Here is a 15,791-nt window from a genome sequence, read left to right on the forward strand (position 1 = left end):
TGGCGTCAGCAGTACAGGAAAGCAAAGGTTTCAATGTAAAAATAATGCTTGTGAGAAAAATACATTTCTTCTAGATTACACACATAATGCTCGTGCCCCTGGTGTTAAAGATAAAATAGTTGATATGGCAATGAATGGTAGTGGCGTCAGAGATACTGCAGGCGTTTTACGTATTAGCATTAACACTGTTATTGGTGAATTAAAAAAAAGGGTGAAGGTTTGGAGAGCGTCAATACACGACTTTTAAAGGAAAAAGAATCACTTGGTGCGTCTGTTACTGTTAATGTTGTACAAGTTGAAGAAGCGGAGCTGGATGAAATGTGGAGTTTTGTTCGAAATAAACAGAATCAACGTTGGCTTTGGCATGCGATTGATCACCATACACATGAGGTGTTAGCTTATCATTTTGGTCCAAGAAAAGATTCAGCATTTAAAGCACTGAAAGAAAAACTGAGCTCATTTGATATCAACTTTTACTATACAGATGATTGGGGTGCTTATGAAAGACACCTGCCTCAATCAAAACATTTGGTGGGAAAGCAAAATACCCAAGCGATTGAACGAAAGCATCTCACGTTGCGCACACGAATAAAGCGATTAGCGAGAAAGACGATTTGCTTTTCTAAACTGGATAAATTGCACGACATTGTCATCGGATTATTTATCAATAGGCACGAGTTTGGGAGGGTTATTTAGATGCCATCAACAAAAATGAGGCACCACCCATTAAGATGCTTTTCGATGTCAGGATACTTCCAAATACGCGTCATCTCCGCCACGTATAAATTACCATTACGATAGGCAACGCCATTGGGCATTGTCATGCTATCTGCAATCAGAATGACTTTTTTGGCATGAGTCCCATTTTTATTGGGAATCAGTGCATATACTTTTCCAGTTTTTCGCGTACCGACAAAAACAACCCCATCAGCACCCAATGCTAAGGAACGCGCGTGAGGCACATCTGCATAAATATGAATAGCAAAACCTGGCGGCATTTTAAGTTCATGTAGCGGTAATGTTTTATCTTTTGCATTGATGGGAATAGCGAAAAGTGAAAATAAGACAACACTTAAAATGATCGCGATCCGTCGCATGTCGTGTTAACGCCTCCGACGAAAAATGCCGATCAAAATTAAAATCACGAGCAGTGGAATTAAAATTGGGAAAGCGACAGGCACATAGGCAATAGTAAATACCGCCCACACGGCAATTAATAGTGCGATGATCCAAGCAATGACGCTCGCTGAAATCAAAAATAAAATTATGCCGATACACATCAACACAATCGCAGCAATCACGAAGCCAATCGCCCCCGCACCAATGACGATGGTTAACCCGAGAAACGGCAGAATAATATGCCAACCCACCACTAACACCAAAATGATGATAATGGCTCCAATCAGCAGGCCTATTGAGCCTTTACGTTTTGGTTGGTTTTCCATGGCCTTATTTTAGCTCAGAGATATAGGGATTGGAAGTCGGGTATCTACCACGCCCATTATTTCCATTATTTAATAAGCATAGCGAACCTAACTCTACCCCTGCTTCCTTATTTAATAAAGGTTCACACTCTCCACCTTGTCTGCGTTGACCACGTTGACCACGTTGAAACAATAAACACGGGAAAAGACCAGAAAAAAAACCAGCAGGCTTGTTAACAGGGCTATTACTCTCTTTAAAATGTTCATCAAATACAGAACTTCCATGGCTAAATACAGAACTTCCATCGCTTGTTGTCGCTGTCGAAGTAGTAGGGCTTACAGCATTACTTTCATCTCCACTGTCAGTTCCACTTTCTTCTTCTCAAAAATCAAAAAGGTCAGCCCCTTCTCCTCTCAAGAAGGCTTCTAAATATGAAGGCCTGTATGCGTCTAAAGATTCTTTTGCCTCTTTTCGATCAGATTCTTGAAGCGAATTTATAGCTTCAACAAATTTAATCAACTCATCTAATTCAGTTTTTAATAAATCATGATATTGAGGTTCAAAAGGGCCATACTGATATACTATTTCTTTGCGAGAATGCTCAGCAGATTCTCGTATCCGCGCTAGCAAGCAAATGTCATGTCCTTCCCCAATTAGCTCATATAACCTTGCCATACAAGATTGGATCCTCTTCTCAGCATCCGCTCGAGAGGAAAAACCGGACGTCGGTATTCCCTTCGTTTTATCTAATTCCCACGCTTTGACAGTAACGCCATCGACATAAAACAACAACTTGCCTGGCAAGCCCGTATAATTTTTCAAAAAATCAGATAAGCTTGCATTAAAAGAGTCTTTTGGATTGATCTGCCCTTCAAGCTCTAGCAAAACAGGATCTGCATCCATAAGTTTTACAGCGCCAAAACATCTGTTTTCGCGCAATGAATGCTTTGCATTTGGTGGATTCACTAAAGTAAAAGGCATAAATCGTCTCCCCTTTTGTAGCGCTACAAAAATAATCATACCAGGGAGATATTAAAAAAATCTTAAGGGCGCCTTCATCAAAGTTTAAAAACCGACCACTTTTCTTAAATACCTTGTGGAAAGAGCAGCCTGCATACGTTTCCTGGCAATCCCATGCGTGGAACTGGTCTCTTTTTCTAACAGTTAAATACCCGTGAAAACGTGAGTGGACTCGGCACACCGCAGGTCATATCGATAAATTGGTTTAACCAACGTGTCTGACTTAAACCAAAATCAGCAATTCCTTCCCAGGTATTAAAGCCACAAAGAATCGCGCATAGCGTAATGACTAATATATTGATCAAAGGGTATCGGCATCGAGCCCGAACTCGGGGATCTGGGATGTTGAGAAAGCAGTGAAATAAATATTGATTTTTGATCGGTTTGCGCGTAATTTTATTCACAATCAAGCTCCTGGTTAAGATTTTTTAAATCTACGTGTAACTAACGTAGGGGCTTGATTTTTTAAATTATTTCTCCTTGCTTGTCTACTATAAATCCTCTGGTAACCTCAATGAGTTCAATTAACCCGGTCAATTTTTAAACTTTGATGAAGGCGCCCTGCGTGATTTTTTTTCTCATCCCTGGTAACCGTTTGGATCCCGGATAATTTTGCACATCCTGATGCAAAATTTCCGGGATGACGAGGTTACGTTGAGTCATCCACTCTCAAACAGCATTTCAATTGCAGCAGAGAGATTGGGGTTACTGTTTTGCGGGCGTAAGCACCTGTGTAACCTTGCAATAACGACTAATTGTTATCGATAGGATAACCAGACTCTTGCCATTGGCTAAAACCACCGTCCATTGAGATGACGTGCGTGTAACCCATCTTCTGCAAACTATCTGCAGCAAGTGCAGAACGAAAACCACCACCGCAATAAAGCACGAGTTTTGTGTGATGGTCGGGAACGGTTTTTTCGATATCACGTTCGATGACGCCTTTGCCTAAGTGAATAGCGCAGGGTAAATGTCCTGCGGCCCATTCTCTGTCTTCACGCACATCAACGAGGACAAAATCTTCTTTTTTATCTAGCATTTTTTTAACGCTTTGCACATCTGTTTCTTTAATGCGTGACTTCGCATCGTTCACAACTTCTAAGAATTTTGGCGCATGTTTTTTCATATTATTTACCTCCAATTAAATTTCTAAACTAAACTTCCGCCATATCGCCTTTTTTCTCAAGCCATTTCTTGCGATCACCAGCGCGCTTCTTCGCTAACAACATATCCATCATCTGGTGCGAATCATCTTTTTCTTTGACGGTTAACTGCACCAAGCGTCGCGTTTCGGGATTCATCGTTGTTTCACGCAACTGTGACGGATTCATCTCGCCCAAACCCTTAAACCGCTGAATGTTTACGTTGCCTCTTATTTTCTCAGCCTTGATGCGATCTAAAATGCCTTGTTTTTCGTCGTCATCTAACGCATAAAACACTTCTTTACCAACATCGATGCGATATAACGGCGGCATTGCAACATAGACATGCCCTTCCGCTACTAACTTCGCAAAATGTTTTAAAAACAACGCACACAATAAAGTTGCGATGTGATATCCATCCGAATCGGCATCGGCCAGAATACACACTTTTCCGTAACGCAATCCATCGATATCGCTCGAACCCGGATCAACACCAATCGCAACGGCAATGTCATGCACTTCCTGCGAAGCTAACACTTGTTCGGAATCAACCTCCCAAGTATTTAAAATCTTTCCGCGCAATGGCATCACGGCCTGGAAATTTTTGTCACGCGCTTGTTTTGCAGAACCGCCCGCCGAGTCTCCTTCCACCAAAAATAATTCACAAGCCATCATGTCTTGTTGAACACAATCGGCTAATTTTCCGGGTAATGCCGGGCCTGTCGTGACTTTTTTGCGCGCCACTTTTTTACTGATGCGCATGCGTTTTTGCGCATTGGCAATGGCTAATTCTGCAAGCGCTGTTCCCTGCTCCACGTGATTGTTGAGCCACAAGCTAAAGGCATCTTTGACCACACCGGCTACAAAAACAGCGGACTGACGTGAAGCCAAGCGCTCTTTCATTTGCCCCGAAAATTGTGGCTCTTGTATTTTGACCGATAAAACGTAGCTGCACTGTTCCCAAATATCATCCGCAACAAGCTTAACTCCGCGCGGTAATAATTTATGAATTTCACAAAATTCCCGCATCGCTTCCAACAAACCCGTACGCAAACCATTAACGTGCGTACCACCTTGCGGGGTGGGAATTAAATTCACATAACTTTCTGCAACAGCTTCACCACCTTCTGGCAACCACGTCACCGCCCAGTCAGCCATTTCATTGTCACCCGCAAAATGCCCAATTAACGGCGTTTCTGGCAAACAGATAAGGCCACTGAGTCGGTCCGATAAATACGTTTTTAAACCTTCTTCATAATGCCATTGTTGTGTTTTACCTTTTTGTTCATCGGTAAAACTCACCGCCAATCCCGGACACAAAACGGCTTTCGCACGCAACGTGTGGATGAGTTGTGGCACAGAAAATTTAACGTTATCGAAGTATTGCGCATCAGGCCAAAAACGAATGATCGTTCCTGTTTCGTTTTTATTGCAACTGCCAACCGCACGTAACTTTGATTTGCTTTCACCATCTGCAAAATCCATTTGATAAATTTTGCCGTCTTTTTTTACTTGCACGATAAGTTTTGTCGACAATGCGTTGACGACAGAAATACCCACACCGTGTAATCCACCAGAAAATTCATACGTTTTTGAGGAAAATTTTGCACCCGCATGCAAGCGCGTCAGAATTAATTCGACACCGGTGAGTTTGTGTTCGGGATGAATGTCTGTTGGCATGCCACGACCATCATCGATTACTTCGAGTGAACCGTCTTTGTAAAGCGTCACATCGACCTGTCGTGCAAACCCAGCAATTGCTTCGTCGACACTGTTGTCGATAACTTCATGCGCCAAGTGATTGGGGCGCATGGTGTCGGTGTACATACCTGGCCGGCGACGAACGGGATCTAAACCACTTAAGACTTCGATCGCCTCAGCGGTGTAACCTTTTTGAGTGGATTTTGATTTATTCGCCTTTGCCATCCGTTAAACCTATTTTTATTTTATTCAATGAGTCATTCATTCTGAAAAATATCAGAATTAGCTCTGCGGCAACTCGAGCCAACAAGGGCCCAAAAATGATAATTTCAACGCCGTAAAGATATTTCGCATGTGCAAAGTTATAAATGGCGACGATGATACTAAAAAGCACCGCTAGCCAAAAAAGAACTTGCACAATCACCGGCGTGATCATCTTACGGAAACACAAAAAACCTTTCATATTCAACCCCTCAGTTGCATATTCTACCCATCCGCGGTATCGTTCTCACCCTAATGATGATACAAAAGTTAATGCGCTATTTATATACTTTATTGCTCTACCTCGCCATGCCGTTCGTGATGTTACGGCTCTTGTGGCGATCTCGCAAAGTCACAGGCTATCGCAAGCGCTGGCCCGAACGATTTGGCTATATTCCTGCGGTGAAGGGCAAGAGTATCTGGATTCATGCCGTGTCCGTAGGCGAAACTCTTGCTGCCATCCCTTTAATCAAGACCTTACTCACTCGCCACCCTGATTATACAGTCATCGTGACGACCACTACTCCAACCGGTTCCGAGCAAGTACTGAAAAATTTCAAAGATCAGGTTCATCATGTTTATTCGCCCATGGATCTACCGACCGTCATTAACCGATTTCTCGACCGCTGCCATCCTGATTTATGCATCATTATGGAAACCGAGTTGTGGCCGAATTTATTGCACTGCATCCATGCACGCAATATCCCATTATTACTAGCCAATGCACGCCTGTCAGAGCGATCCTGTCGTGGTTACCAACGCATTGCCGCAATCACCCGCGAAATGCTTAGTCACATTAGCCTTGTCGCCGCACAAAGCACATTGGATGGCGAGCGTTTTGCAGCCTTAGGGCTCGACCGACAAAAACTATTAGTGACTGGCAACATTAAGTTCGATTTACAACTGCCTCAGTCGTTGTTGGCCGAAGGAAAACAATTGCGCTCACACTGGGGAAATCGCCCCACCCTCATCGCCGCAAGCACACACGAAGGTGAAGAGACAATAGTTTTAAATGCTTTTAAAAAAATCCGCGAACAATATGCAGATGCATTATTAATTTTAGTGCCCCGCCACCCCGATCGCTTTAAGAGAGTCGCAAAACTTTGCCAAGCCGAACAATTCACCATTGCTCAGCATAGCTTAAAACAATTGCCCGATACACACACCGATATATTATTAGGCGACACCATGGGTGAATTGCGCTTGCTTTATGCCGCAAGCGACATCGCTTTTGTGGGCGGCAGCATAGTGCCGGTCGGCGGCCACAATTTAATTGAACCCGCCATTATCGGCTTACCTATTTTAACGGGACATCACCTACATAATTTCATTGCAATTAGCCAATTGCTTAAAGATGCTAACGCGGTCATCATCGTCGAGAATGAAAATATGATTACCGATGCAATAATTAAATTGCTAAACGATAAGTCTTTCAGCGCAGCAATGGGACAACGTGCCTATGATGTCTGTGCTGCCAATACCGGCGCGTTAGAACGTCACTTGCAATGGATTGAAAGCCATTTTAATTAACGCTGAAAATGTCATCCCGAACATTTCACTTATCTGACTTTGGCAACACAACATTATTTGCCTGCTGATCTAGCCGGAAACTCGTAACGCGATCGGAATGTTGATCCAATGCTTGTTTCAATAGGATCGACTGTTTGTCACTACTAGGTTTTGGCAGCGTCATAGGCTCAGTAGGTTTTGCAGGTTGCTCAGTGCGTTCCTTTAAATTTCTGGTCACCTTAGGAACTCTAATTATCCATGGCTTATATTTTTTTAATTCTAATGGCATTTGTTTCAATGCCTTTTCGGCTTCAGCTTTCGTTACATAATGGCCATAAATGACTTTATACCACTCGGTATTATGGTAACGCGTAAAAATAATTTGCATATGCGCCTTTAACCGTTGACGCGCCACAAATTCACGCGCCTTCGTCAAATGGTGATCGGCATAAATTTGAATTGCATAATAATACGTTTGTGCTTGGGCTTTTTTCGATAGCGTCGATGTTTTCGCTGTTCTTTGTTGTCCCGATGGTATTTTCGGTTTCATCGATGTAGTCGGTGTCTTTGGTGCCTTGGGTACCGACGGTATTCCCGTCGTTGTTTTACGCGACGTTAACGGTTGATGAAAAATTCGCGTGGGCTGCCCACCAGTCGGAGGGTTAGCAAACGCCGATGGACTCGGTAACGGTGATTTTGAATAACGACTCACATGAACTTTTTCCTCGGGGTGGAAGATTTCCGTACTTGAAAGCCACGCATTAATTCGTGCTAAATCATCCGGAGATAACGTTCCTGCTTGTTGCTCGAGAGTAATGATACTAATCACGTAATTATAACGATCATTCGCCCATGTTTGCTGCGCTTGCGTTAACGAAGTTACTGCATTTAACACATCCACCATGGTTCGTGTACCGACCACATAACCTGCTTGCGTTGCTTCCAATTTATTACGCGCAGATTTAATTGCTTGCACATCTGCTTGAATTTGACTAATGCCCGATTGCACACCCAAAAAAGCTTGGCGAGTTTGGTTAATGACGTTGCGATGTTGGAATTCAAGCTGATCACTCGCGGATAAATAATTATATTCAGCTTGTTTAGTGGTTTCAGATACGTATCCCCCTTGAAAGACGGGAAAGTTAACGTTTACACCCAAAATACCGGTAGTTGTAACTGTGTTTGATACGCCACCACCCGCTCCGGGTGCGGCAATATTCAACCCTGAAATCGTACCTTGTGTTATTGCACCGTAGGATGCTTGGCCAGTGATCGTGGGGTAACGCGCGGCTTCATTGACTTTGATAGTCTCATGTGCCGCTAACATTGAATATAAATCCGATTTGATCATGTAATTTTGTTGATCGGCAACACGAACCCACTGCTCAATACTGCCGGGCTTAGGAATCACTAGCGGGATGTTTGTGCGCAACCCTTTTAACGACCGATATTGGACACCGGTGATAGCACGTAAATTCTCAAGCATATTCGCAAGATTATTGCGATCTTTAATTTCAGTGGCAACAGCATTATCATAACTGGCTTGTGCATCATAAACACCGGTTACAGCAATTAATCCGACTTTAAATTTTTGTTCAGCCGTGATGAGTTGTCGCAGAAATGCTTTCTTTTGTGCAATGGTAAATCGCAACTGATCGTTTGCACTTAACACATTAAAATAAGCCTGTGCAACTCGATACATTAAATCTTGTGCGGCAGCTAAATATGTGGCAGTTGCTGCTTTCACAGAATAACGTGCACTACTTATAGACTTCCAGGTTTGATAATTAAAAATAGGTTGAGTCAACGTTAATAGGTAGTTGTTACCGTTAACATATCCATCGGAATTAATAGAAGCCCCGACAGTTTGTTTTTGATACGTTCGATTAATACCACCACTGACATCAAGGTATGGGAAAAGACCGCTACCAGCCGAACCATTACCTGACATGGCAATAGGTAAATTTTGTTTGGCAGACAACCAATCGGCTTGTGCTTTCTTAAAACTTGGATCACTGAAGAAGGCTTGTTTATACACCTGCATTAAATCAGCCGCATAAGTTGGCATTGCAATAACAGTGGACGCAAGTGCACTTAAGCAAGCGAGGATTTTTTTATTCATAGCAAGCCCTTGATGACTCTAACGTCGAACTAATTATCCTATAAATTTAAGCTCCTTAGCAAACGTCCAAGTATAATTGTCTAAGAAGTGAGCTAGTATAAACGAATATGAGCCCTTAGACCAAGGCTTAAAAAATATTTTGTAAGCCTTTGTATATTCTAGCCGTACGAGAATATCTAGCTCATCTTTTAACCCAACAAAATCCCAATAAAAACGAGGAGCCCCACCCAATTGTTGTTCAAAAACGCACGAAAACAGGACGCAGGCTCTCGACTACGGGTTAAATATTGCTGGTAAAGTATTAAACAAGTCACTCCTATTAGAGCGAGGTAATACCACATAGTCAATTTCAGTCCGATGCCAAGGCCCACTAAAAACACAAGCACCGTTGTTTGCAATGCACCGACAATCAACCGATCAAAGCGGCCAAATAAAATCGCCGTTGATTTCACACCAATTTTCAGATCATCATCTCGATCAACCATGGCATATTGCGTGTCATAGGCGACAGTCCACAATGCAGCCGCAAGAAATAATAACCAAGCAATTAACGGCACATGACCGGTTTGCGCAGCAAATGCCATGGGAACTCCCCAAGAAAATGCCACACCCAACACAAATTGTGGGAAGTGCGTATAGCGCTTCATAAAGGGGTAAATAATCGCGAGCACAACACCGATGCTCGCTAGTAAAATCGTTAATTTATTTAATAGAAGCACCAAAGCAAATGCAATTAAACATAAAATTGTGAATAAAAAGATGGCCTCTTTTTCACTGACTTGGCCTGTAGCCAATGGCCGCTTTTGAGTTCGCTTCACATAGGTATCAATTTTACGATCGGCAAAATCATTAATAATACACCCTGTCGCTCGCATTAAAATAACGCCTAACACAAAAACCGTTAAAATTACTGCATTCGGCACTCCCTTTGCTGCAATCCATAACGCCCATAACGTAGGCCACAACAATAATAAAATACCAATCGGTCGATCGAAACGCATTAATCGCCAATAAGCTGCCACTTGCATTCGCCAATTCTTACGCTCAGGCTTCATCGTGTAATTAAAAATGGGCGACAAAAAATTTTCCTGAATTAATACGAGTTGTTCATAACAATTAAACACAGAGCGACGCGACCATTCGCTTGTGGATTTTGATATTTCAAAAGGACTACGCTTAAGATTAGGGTCTGAAAACAATACATCACCTAACGAACGATTGCCGATCTCTCTCAATCGACGCCCTTTGCCTACGAATGATTTCTTGGGAATAACAACGCGCGCAGTGACGGCTAACTCACCGCGACACCACCATTCGATTTCACGAATCCACACGGCTTCATCCGGCTTGACGCCTAAGGCATCTGATTCATCCGATGTTGCAAAACCATCTCGCTCAGAACGCACCCGATGCTCAAGCTCACCATCTGTCACGTGACGCAACTGGGTCGTTAGCGAACCCGAATAGGTCAACCAATTTTTCTCATGCTCGGACCAAGCTGTGGGTAAAATATCCGTGGCTTCACGCCAGGTAAATTCAAGATCGTGATTGGCTACAGTCATGGGAAAGAAGCTATAGTAAGTAGCTAGCCGGGTCAAGCTCCGTCTCTTGTACATATCTTTCAATTTCAAGAGGCGTCAGTTCAAACCAGGGGTTGGCGATATTTTATTTCGTTTCTAAATTCCAGATAAAGCGCTAAAATACCGAACTATGCGCCGCATGATAGCCACAATCAGTTACATCGTAATGATCGTCACTCTGAACTCCCTGTTCGTCTACTTGCCTGGAGTTTCAGCCTACGGTCAAAGCTTTTCTTCGGCTGACATGCTGGTCGGCAGCATCTATATCGTCCGCGATTTTGCTCAACGTGAAATCAAACACTACATCTTTATCGCCATGCTAATTGGCACGGGTCTCAGCTATATCTTGGCCGACAGCCAAATTGCTATTGCTAGCGTTTCAGCATTTATCGTCGGAGAAGTGTTGGATTGGGTGATTTATACATTCACTAAAAAGCCGCTCTCACAACGGTTAATCCTGTCTTCCATTTCCAGCTCACCTGTGGACAGCCTCGTATTCCTGGCAGTTGCGAGTCGATTGCACTGGATGGAGTTTACCGTAATGACACTCGGGAAAATTGTTGGCATCTTTGCACTTTGGGCTATCTGGAAAATAATCGCCTATCGCAAAAGTCAGCAGCGAGCGCTCGCTGTTAGTGAGTAACAATCACCTGCGTACCTATTTCCACAAAGTGCTGATTCAACCATTTCGCATCTTCTGTGAAAAGACGGATACAACCATGACTCGCATGAAAGCCTGGCAACGTTGAGCCGTGCAAAGCAAAACCACGATAGTAGTACATACACCATGGCATCCGAGCACCCCCAGCAGTTTCGACGGGGAATTTATCGGAAACGCATTTAGGGCCTTCTTTACCTACAATGCGGAATACACCGACTGCGGTGTTACAAACGCGGTGCACATCGGGACACCATCCCTTACCACCGGAAACCGGTCCCCAATGGACTAGATGACCTTTTGCATCATAGGCAGCAAACGCGTGTAGGCCCAAATTAACTACCACAAGCTTCTTACCGGTCGCTTTAATGTCGGCAGGAAACGGTGACAGCTCGAGATAGGTAACCTTCGACAAGTTCGTCGGTACAACAATCCAACGCCGATAAGATAGTGGAAGATTGGTACGATTCAGACGCTTTACCATTTCACGTTCGCGCTCATTTGGAAATAATTTTGCCCAGGTATCGCCCCGATTAACCCTGATACATTTAAATTCAGGATAAGCACAGAGCTGTTGCCCGTAATAGCGATACTCGCCCTCTGGCTTATCGGACTCTTCTTGAGTAAAGACACTGCCGCCAAAGATGATGGCACTAGCAGCGATTAAGAAGACAATGATTTTGTTCATGCTAACATCCATCCTGAACTTGTTTATGATCCGACTCATCAATTCATGCTGAGCGAAACCCCTCACTGTCAGTATAGTATGTCTACACTCCTTTTTTTAAATTCTATACTCTGAGGGATAAAGATGGGTCTGTGAGCAGATCATTATTTGACCCACAACAGCCTATGAGAATTCCCTGACTAAACAACTAGATAAGCAGTTTTTTATATAGTTTTCACTCAACAGCATTAATTTAAACTTGAACAACATGAGCCAGATCAGGCATATTTCCCTAGCAAACAACACTTAAGTAAGCAGTGTTTAATATTTCGTTAAGGTACGCAAAGTATACTACTCAGTATGTTTAAACTGGCATTTTTTATATCTTACGTATAATCAGATAGCTAACATCAGGGAACCGAGCCCAAGTGAGGATGGAACATTATGTCAATATTTTCAGAAACGATGACAAAAGCAATCAATATCTACCGCAGCATGTTGCGCAAGTATTTACCGCAAGCCGAGAGAGTCAGCAAGCTACACGAGCTCAACCTAAAAAACCCGCAATTGTATGAAAATGAAATTGCACTCTACCATACCGGACACGCGATCATCTCCGATATCAACAAAAACCTCGACCCATCAGCCACCGGCTACTATTCGTATTCTGGCGTAGGCAGTTTTGGGGATTATCTCAAAAACTTTCTTAAAAACTACGAAATCGATGGGAATACGGTGATCCATCGCTCTCAAAAAGCCTCTCGCGCGCTGATTCAGGCGATTCAACTGCTCACCCTACCGAAAGACCAGTTAACGCCTGAAGTGGCAAAACGCCTTTCGAGGTGCAACGAAATTATCGCGAAGTACGGCTCTGAAGAGCAGCGGGAGCTTCATGAGTCCACGCTGCAAAATGCGATTCGTAAACAACAAGAAAATAACATCTCTTTTTATCGAACGATATTGAGCAACTTTCAAGAGAAAGTGCACAAAGAAAGCGCCTAAAAGTAATACATTACTAAAAAAATTTACTTGAAACAGTTGAGGCTGATATGTTTTCATGATGTGGTTCGAGGAGCCCATGAAACATCCATTACAATTTGATCACCCCTTCGTCCATTTCGCGCAAGACGTTACCAAAAATTTGCTCGTCAAAGAAGCACTCATGCGACTACAACGTCAGCACGCGTTAAATATCAATTTGATTTTATACGGGCTATGGTACGGGCTAAACCAACGCGGACGGTTATTAAAACAAGATATTAAGGCTTTATTACAATCAATCCATCCATGGCACGAACGCGTATTGCTTGCATTAAAACGTCTCGGCGATCGCCTACCTGCACTCCATGAATTAATTCACACTGAAATACAAACCGCTGAAAACATCGAGCGACAACTTATCGCAGATACCTTATTTAAACTTAATTTTCAAAAAAGAAACCCAGCGCAACAGCTTAGTGACGCCTGTCATAATGTCGCAAATTACCACAAAATTATGAACACACATGTTGACCCACAAGATCAACAGGCCATCATTGATTTATTACAAGCTGCCTTCCCTAATTTAATTGCCGCAGAAATTACCGATGCGTGTGAATCTTCATTAGGCCCAGCAGCCTCGCAACCCAGCGGACATTATTCGCAATTACCATTAGGTGATCTATAATCCTCCACGAATACGCAACCCAGGGGAATTTTCCTTAAGAAAAAATTAAATAATGCATGGTGTGGCATTACCTAATTAATTCGATTAGGATAACCCCTTACAAACGATGCGCGCCATGGAGAGCGAAGCGAAGGCGCGTATTCCGCGGTAGGCTCGGATTTTTTGCCGAGCGTAAGCGACTGCAAAAAATCTTTACGAGCCGTCAAGTCATTTGAGAGCCCGTGCGTAGTCGAGCCGTGAGGTCGCGGAGCGCGGGCGACGAGGACGTCCGCGGCTATTTAAGTTGTCGCGTATTGCGAGTCGATTATTGACAGGGATGGCAATAATCTATCACGAGCATCGCGACACGCTTGGAAGGACGATTATGGAAGAACTGGACTTTGCATATTTCAAGCAGCTGGGCATTAGTTTACTGGAAGTATTACTCTCATTATCCGTTATCACCATTGTTTTAATAATGGCAAGTCGTTATTTTTTCATTACAAGCAATAATACCAAATTAAGTAATGCAATTAGCCAAGTCGGCGGATTAGTCGCGGCAGCACATAACTGGAAAGGCATAAAAATCTCATTTGCAGGCCTAAGCATGCAAACCCTCTATGACGATGGGCAATTGGAACATTTTCCAGGTCTCGATGACTCAGCACCTTCGCATATTTCAGTTTATGATTTATGGGGAAATCATTTTAATATTGCACCGGCTGCTGCCAATAAAGCGTCTATTACGCTGATATTGCCCAATGCTAAAAATTGCCAGGCATTAGCGAATGCCTATGCAGGCGCCACCTGTAGCGGCTCAAATTTTACATATACATTTTCATAGCAGTAAATCTCATGACCACATTAACACGAAATGATGGGACACAATTTGTGGTTCAAGCATATCGCAAATTGCTCACTAACACTAAAAAGACGATACTTAGCCAGCATGTTCGAAAAATTGCAGAACAACAAGGGCAGCTCATTCGTTTATTTAAAAAAGAACCCAGTGGTTATTATGAAGCTGTTTTTTCACACGAACCAGGTTACTTATTAGGCGAGAGCGTCAAACACTATTTTAATCAGGCACAAAATTTAGTCTTTTGTGAAGCACTCCCCAATAGCACAGACGTATTGGTTGTAATTATTCGTGCAGGAGTTATTTGCTTGGACGCGTTGATAGCCACAGAAAACCTACATCAAAAATTAGCAACATTCACAGCCGAACACCACCCTTTTCAAATTATCACATCAGGCAATGTCCCACTTAAAGAAAAGACAGCCGCGGGTGGGTTTAGCTTACCCGCTGATTTGGTCGCATCCTTTGAAACCTTAGAAGACCCTTTATTTCCACGCTTACCAACATTAGCATCATTCCAATTATTACCACTAGCAGTAGCACTGAAATCAGAACATTTAACCAGCCACCTCACATCCATTAGTATGTTAGGTGTTATTGTTGTGATTGGCTTTCTTTGCTGGTGGATTTTATCGCCCACAAAACTTGTGATACATACACGAGCCGAACAAGTTTTACCTTATCCTGCACCTGAAAAGCAATTAGACGAACTAGTACAAACCATTCAAATATTGTATGGCCTACCGGGCTGGAAAGCGTCAACGATTACATTTTATAACAACGATTATAAAATCACTGTTGAATCTAATGGTGGAAATTTAGAGGCGCTGAATACTTGGGCTAAGCGAAATCACTTTGGTTACCAACTCACCGCGCACGGCGCCGTTTTAATCAAACACTCAACGTTAAAAAACCATTTCGCCCCAACATCAATTTATCCAAATCAACAAGTACTCGAATTAATAATTGATCAACTTAACGAACTGCTCCTCGGAAACCATGTGACATTGGAACGAACCATCAAAAGAGGAGATATAAAAGAAACGATACTGTCGATCAATCTACAAAATAAATCAACGCTACTATTATCGATTATCGGAGCGCAACTAAAAAACTTACCAATCACTATCAATAAAATATCGCTCATTACACAGGAGGATTCTATCAATGGAACCGTTAACATTTCCGTTTGGGGAAAATAA

The 15,791-nt window shown here is 42.9% G+C and carries 16 protein-coding genes and 3 pseudogenes; 7 read left to right on the top strand and 12 right to left on the bottom strand.

Annotated features, from left to right (window positions below):
• Nucleotide 1: 1 nt before the first annotated feature.
• A pseudogene (locus ACJMKR_RS11065) lies at nt 2–696 on the top strand (IS1 family transposase); the annotation flags it as partial.
• Here the strand turns inward: ACJMKR_RS11065 and ACJMKR_RS11070 are convergent.
• The 7 genes and pseudogenes from ACJMKR_RS11070 to ACJMKR_RS11100 form a co-directional block, all read right to left on the bottom strand.
• Entirely contained in the window at nt 693–1,097 is a 405-nt protein-coding gene (locus tag ACJMKR_RS11070; protein ID WP_423063100.1) for a hypothetical protein, read from the bottom strand. The pseudogene ACJMKR_RS11065 and the gene ACJMKR_RS11070 overlap by 4 nt on opposite strands.
• 6 nt (nt 1,098–1,103) lie before the next feature.
• Entirely contained in the window at nt 1,104–1,445 is a 342-nt protein-coding gene (locus ACJMKR_RS11075) for a hypothetical protein (protein ID WP_423063101.1), read from the bottom strand.
• 361 nt (nt 1,446–1,806) lie between these two features.
• Complete coding sequence (locus ACJMKR_RS11080; RefSeq protein WP_423063102.1) at nt 1,807–2,406, bottom strand: hypothetical protein; 600 nt, start codon at nt 2,404–2,406, stop codon at nt 1,807–1,809.
• Nucleotides 2,407–2,588: 182 nt separating this feature from the next.
• Nucleotides 2,589–2,849, bottom strand: a pseudogene (locus ACJMKR_RS11085) (transposase family protein); the annotation flags it as partial.
• Nucleotides 2,850–3,196: 347 nt separating this feature from the next.
• Nucleotides 3,197–3,571 (bottom strand): rhodanese-like domain-containing protein, encoded by a 375-nt coding sequence (locus tag ACJMKR_RS11090; RefSeq protein ID WP_423063103.1) that lies wholly within the window; start codon nt 3,569–3,571, stop codon nt 3,197–3,199.
• A 28-nt stretch (nt 3,572–3,599) separates the two neighbouring features.
• The gene (parE, locus tag ACJMKR_RS11095) at nt 3,600–5,513 is read right to left on the bottom strand and encodes a DNA topoisomerase IV subunit B (RefSeq protein ID WP_423063104.1); all 1,914 of its coding nucleotides are present in this window, start codon (nt 5,511–5,513) and stop codon (nt 3,600–3,602) included.
• Entirely contained in the window at nt 5,497–5,751 is a 255-nt protein-coding gene (locus tag ACJMKR_RS11100; RefSeq protein WP_423063105.1) for a DUF4282 domain-containing protein, read from the bottom strand. Before ACJMKR_RS11100 ends, parE begins: the two co-directional genes overlap by 17 nt.
• Before the next feature lie 71 nt (nt 5,752–5,822).
• On the opposite strand from ACJMKR_RS11100, the gene waaA reads away from it, so the two are divergent.
• A complete protein-coding gene (gene waaA, locus ACJMKR_RS11105; RefSeq protein WP_423063106.1) occupies nt 5,823–7,079 on the top strand; it encodes a lipid IV(A) 3-deoxy-D-manno-octulosonic acid transferase in 1,257 nt (418 codons plus the stop codon).
• A 25-nt stretch (nt 7,080–7,104) separates the two neighbouring features.
• Here waaA and ACJMKR_RS11110 read toward each other — a convergent pair whose 3' ends face one another.
• From ACJMKR_RS11110 to ACJMKR_RS11120, 3 genes and pseudogenes are all read right to left on the bottom strand, one after another.
• The gene (locus tag ACJMKR_RS11110) at nt 7,105–9,180 is read right to left on the bottom strand and encodes a TolC family outer membrane protein (protein WP_423063107.1); all 2,076 of its coding nucleotides are present in this window, start codon (nt 9,178–9,180) and stop codon (nt 7,105–7,107) included.
• Between the two features lie 188 nt (nt 9,181–9,368).
• Nucleotides 9,369–10,235 carry a 4-hydroxybenzoate octaprenyltransferase gene (gene ubiA, locus ACJMKR_RS11115; protein ID WP_423064249.1) on the bottom strand — a complete coding sequence of 289 codons (867 nt, stop codon included), beginning with the start codon at nt 10,233–10,235 and terminating at the stop codon, nt 9,369–9,371.
• A 66-nt stretch (nt 10,236–10,301) separates the two neighbouring features.
• A pseudogene (locus ACJMKR_RS11120) lies at nt 10,302–10,796 on the bottom strand (chorismate--pyruvate lyase family protein); the annotation flags it as partial.
• Between the two features lie 103 nt (nt 10,797–10,899).
• Between ACJMKR_RS11120 and ACJMKR_RS11125 the strand changes: the two are divergent.
• A complete protein-coding gene (locus tag ACJMKR_RS11125; RefSeq protein WP_423063108.1) occupies nt 10,900–11,403 on the top strand; it encodes a VUT family protein in 504 nt (167 codons plus the stop codon).
• Here the strand turns inward: ACJMKR_RS11125 and ACJMKR_RS11130 are convergent.
• Nucleotides 11,393–12,106: a L,D-transpeptidase gene (locus ACJMKR_RS11130; RefSeq protein WP_423063109.1), complete on the bottom strand. Its 714-nt coding sequence runs from the start codon at nt 12,104–12,106 to the stop codon at nt 11,393–11,395. The genes ACJMKR_RS11125 and ACJMKR_RS11130 overlap by 11 nt on opposite strands.
• A gap of 423 nt (nt 12,107–12,529) precedes the next feature.
• On the opposite strand from ACJMKR_RS11130, the gene ACJMKR_RS11135 reads away from it, so the two are divergent.
• Both ACJMKR_RS11135 and ACJMKR_RS11140 read left to right on the top strand, forming a co-directional pair.
• Nucleotides 12,530–13,087, top strand: a complete 558-nt coding sequence (locus ACJMKR_RS11135; RefSeq protein ID WP_423063110.1) for a hypothetical protein — start codon at nt 12,530–12,532, stop codon at nt 13,085–13,087.
• A gap of 76 nt (nt 13,088–13,163) precedes the next feature.
• Nucleotides 13,164–13,751, top strand: a complete 588-nt coding sequence (locus ACJMKR_RS11140) for a DUF2390 domain-containing protein (protein WP_423063111.1) — start codon at nt 13,164–13,166, stop codon at nt 13,749–13,751.
• A 71-nt stretch (nt 13,752–13,822) separates the two neighbouring features.
• On the opposite strand, the gene ACJMKR_RS11145 is transcribed toward ACJMKR_RS11140, so the two are convergent.
• Nucleotides 13,823–13,957 carry a hypothetical protein gene (locus ACJMKR_RS11145; protein WP_423063112.1) on the bottom strand — a complete coding sequence of 45 codons (135 nt, stop codon included), beginning with the start codon at nt 13,955–13,957 and terminating at the stop codon, nt 13,823–13,825.
• Nucleotides 13,958–14,067: 110 nt separating this feature from the next.
• On the opposite strand from ACJMKR_RS11145, the gene ACJMKR_RS11150 reads away from it, so the two are divergent.
• Entirely contained in the window at nt 14,068–14,574 is a 507-nt protein-coding gene (locus ACJMKR_RS11150; RefSeq protein ID WP_423063113.1) for a hypothetical protein, read from the top strand.
• An 11-nt stretch (nt 14,575–14,585) separates the two neighbouring features.
• Nucleotides 14,586–15,791, top strand: a complete 1,206-nt coding sequence (locus ACJMKR_RS11155; protein WP_423063114.1) for a hypothetical protein — start codon at nt 14,586–14,588, stop codon at nt 15,789–15,791.

Source organism: Candidiatus Paracoxiella cheracis (assembly GCF_049348705.1).
In the GTDB taxonomy this organism is placed as follows: domain Bacteria; phylum Pseudomonadota; class Gammaproteobacteria; order Coxiellales; family Coxiellaceae; genus Paracoxiella; species Paracoxiella cheracis.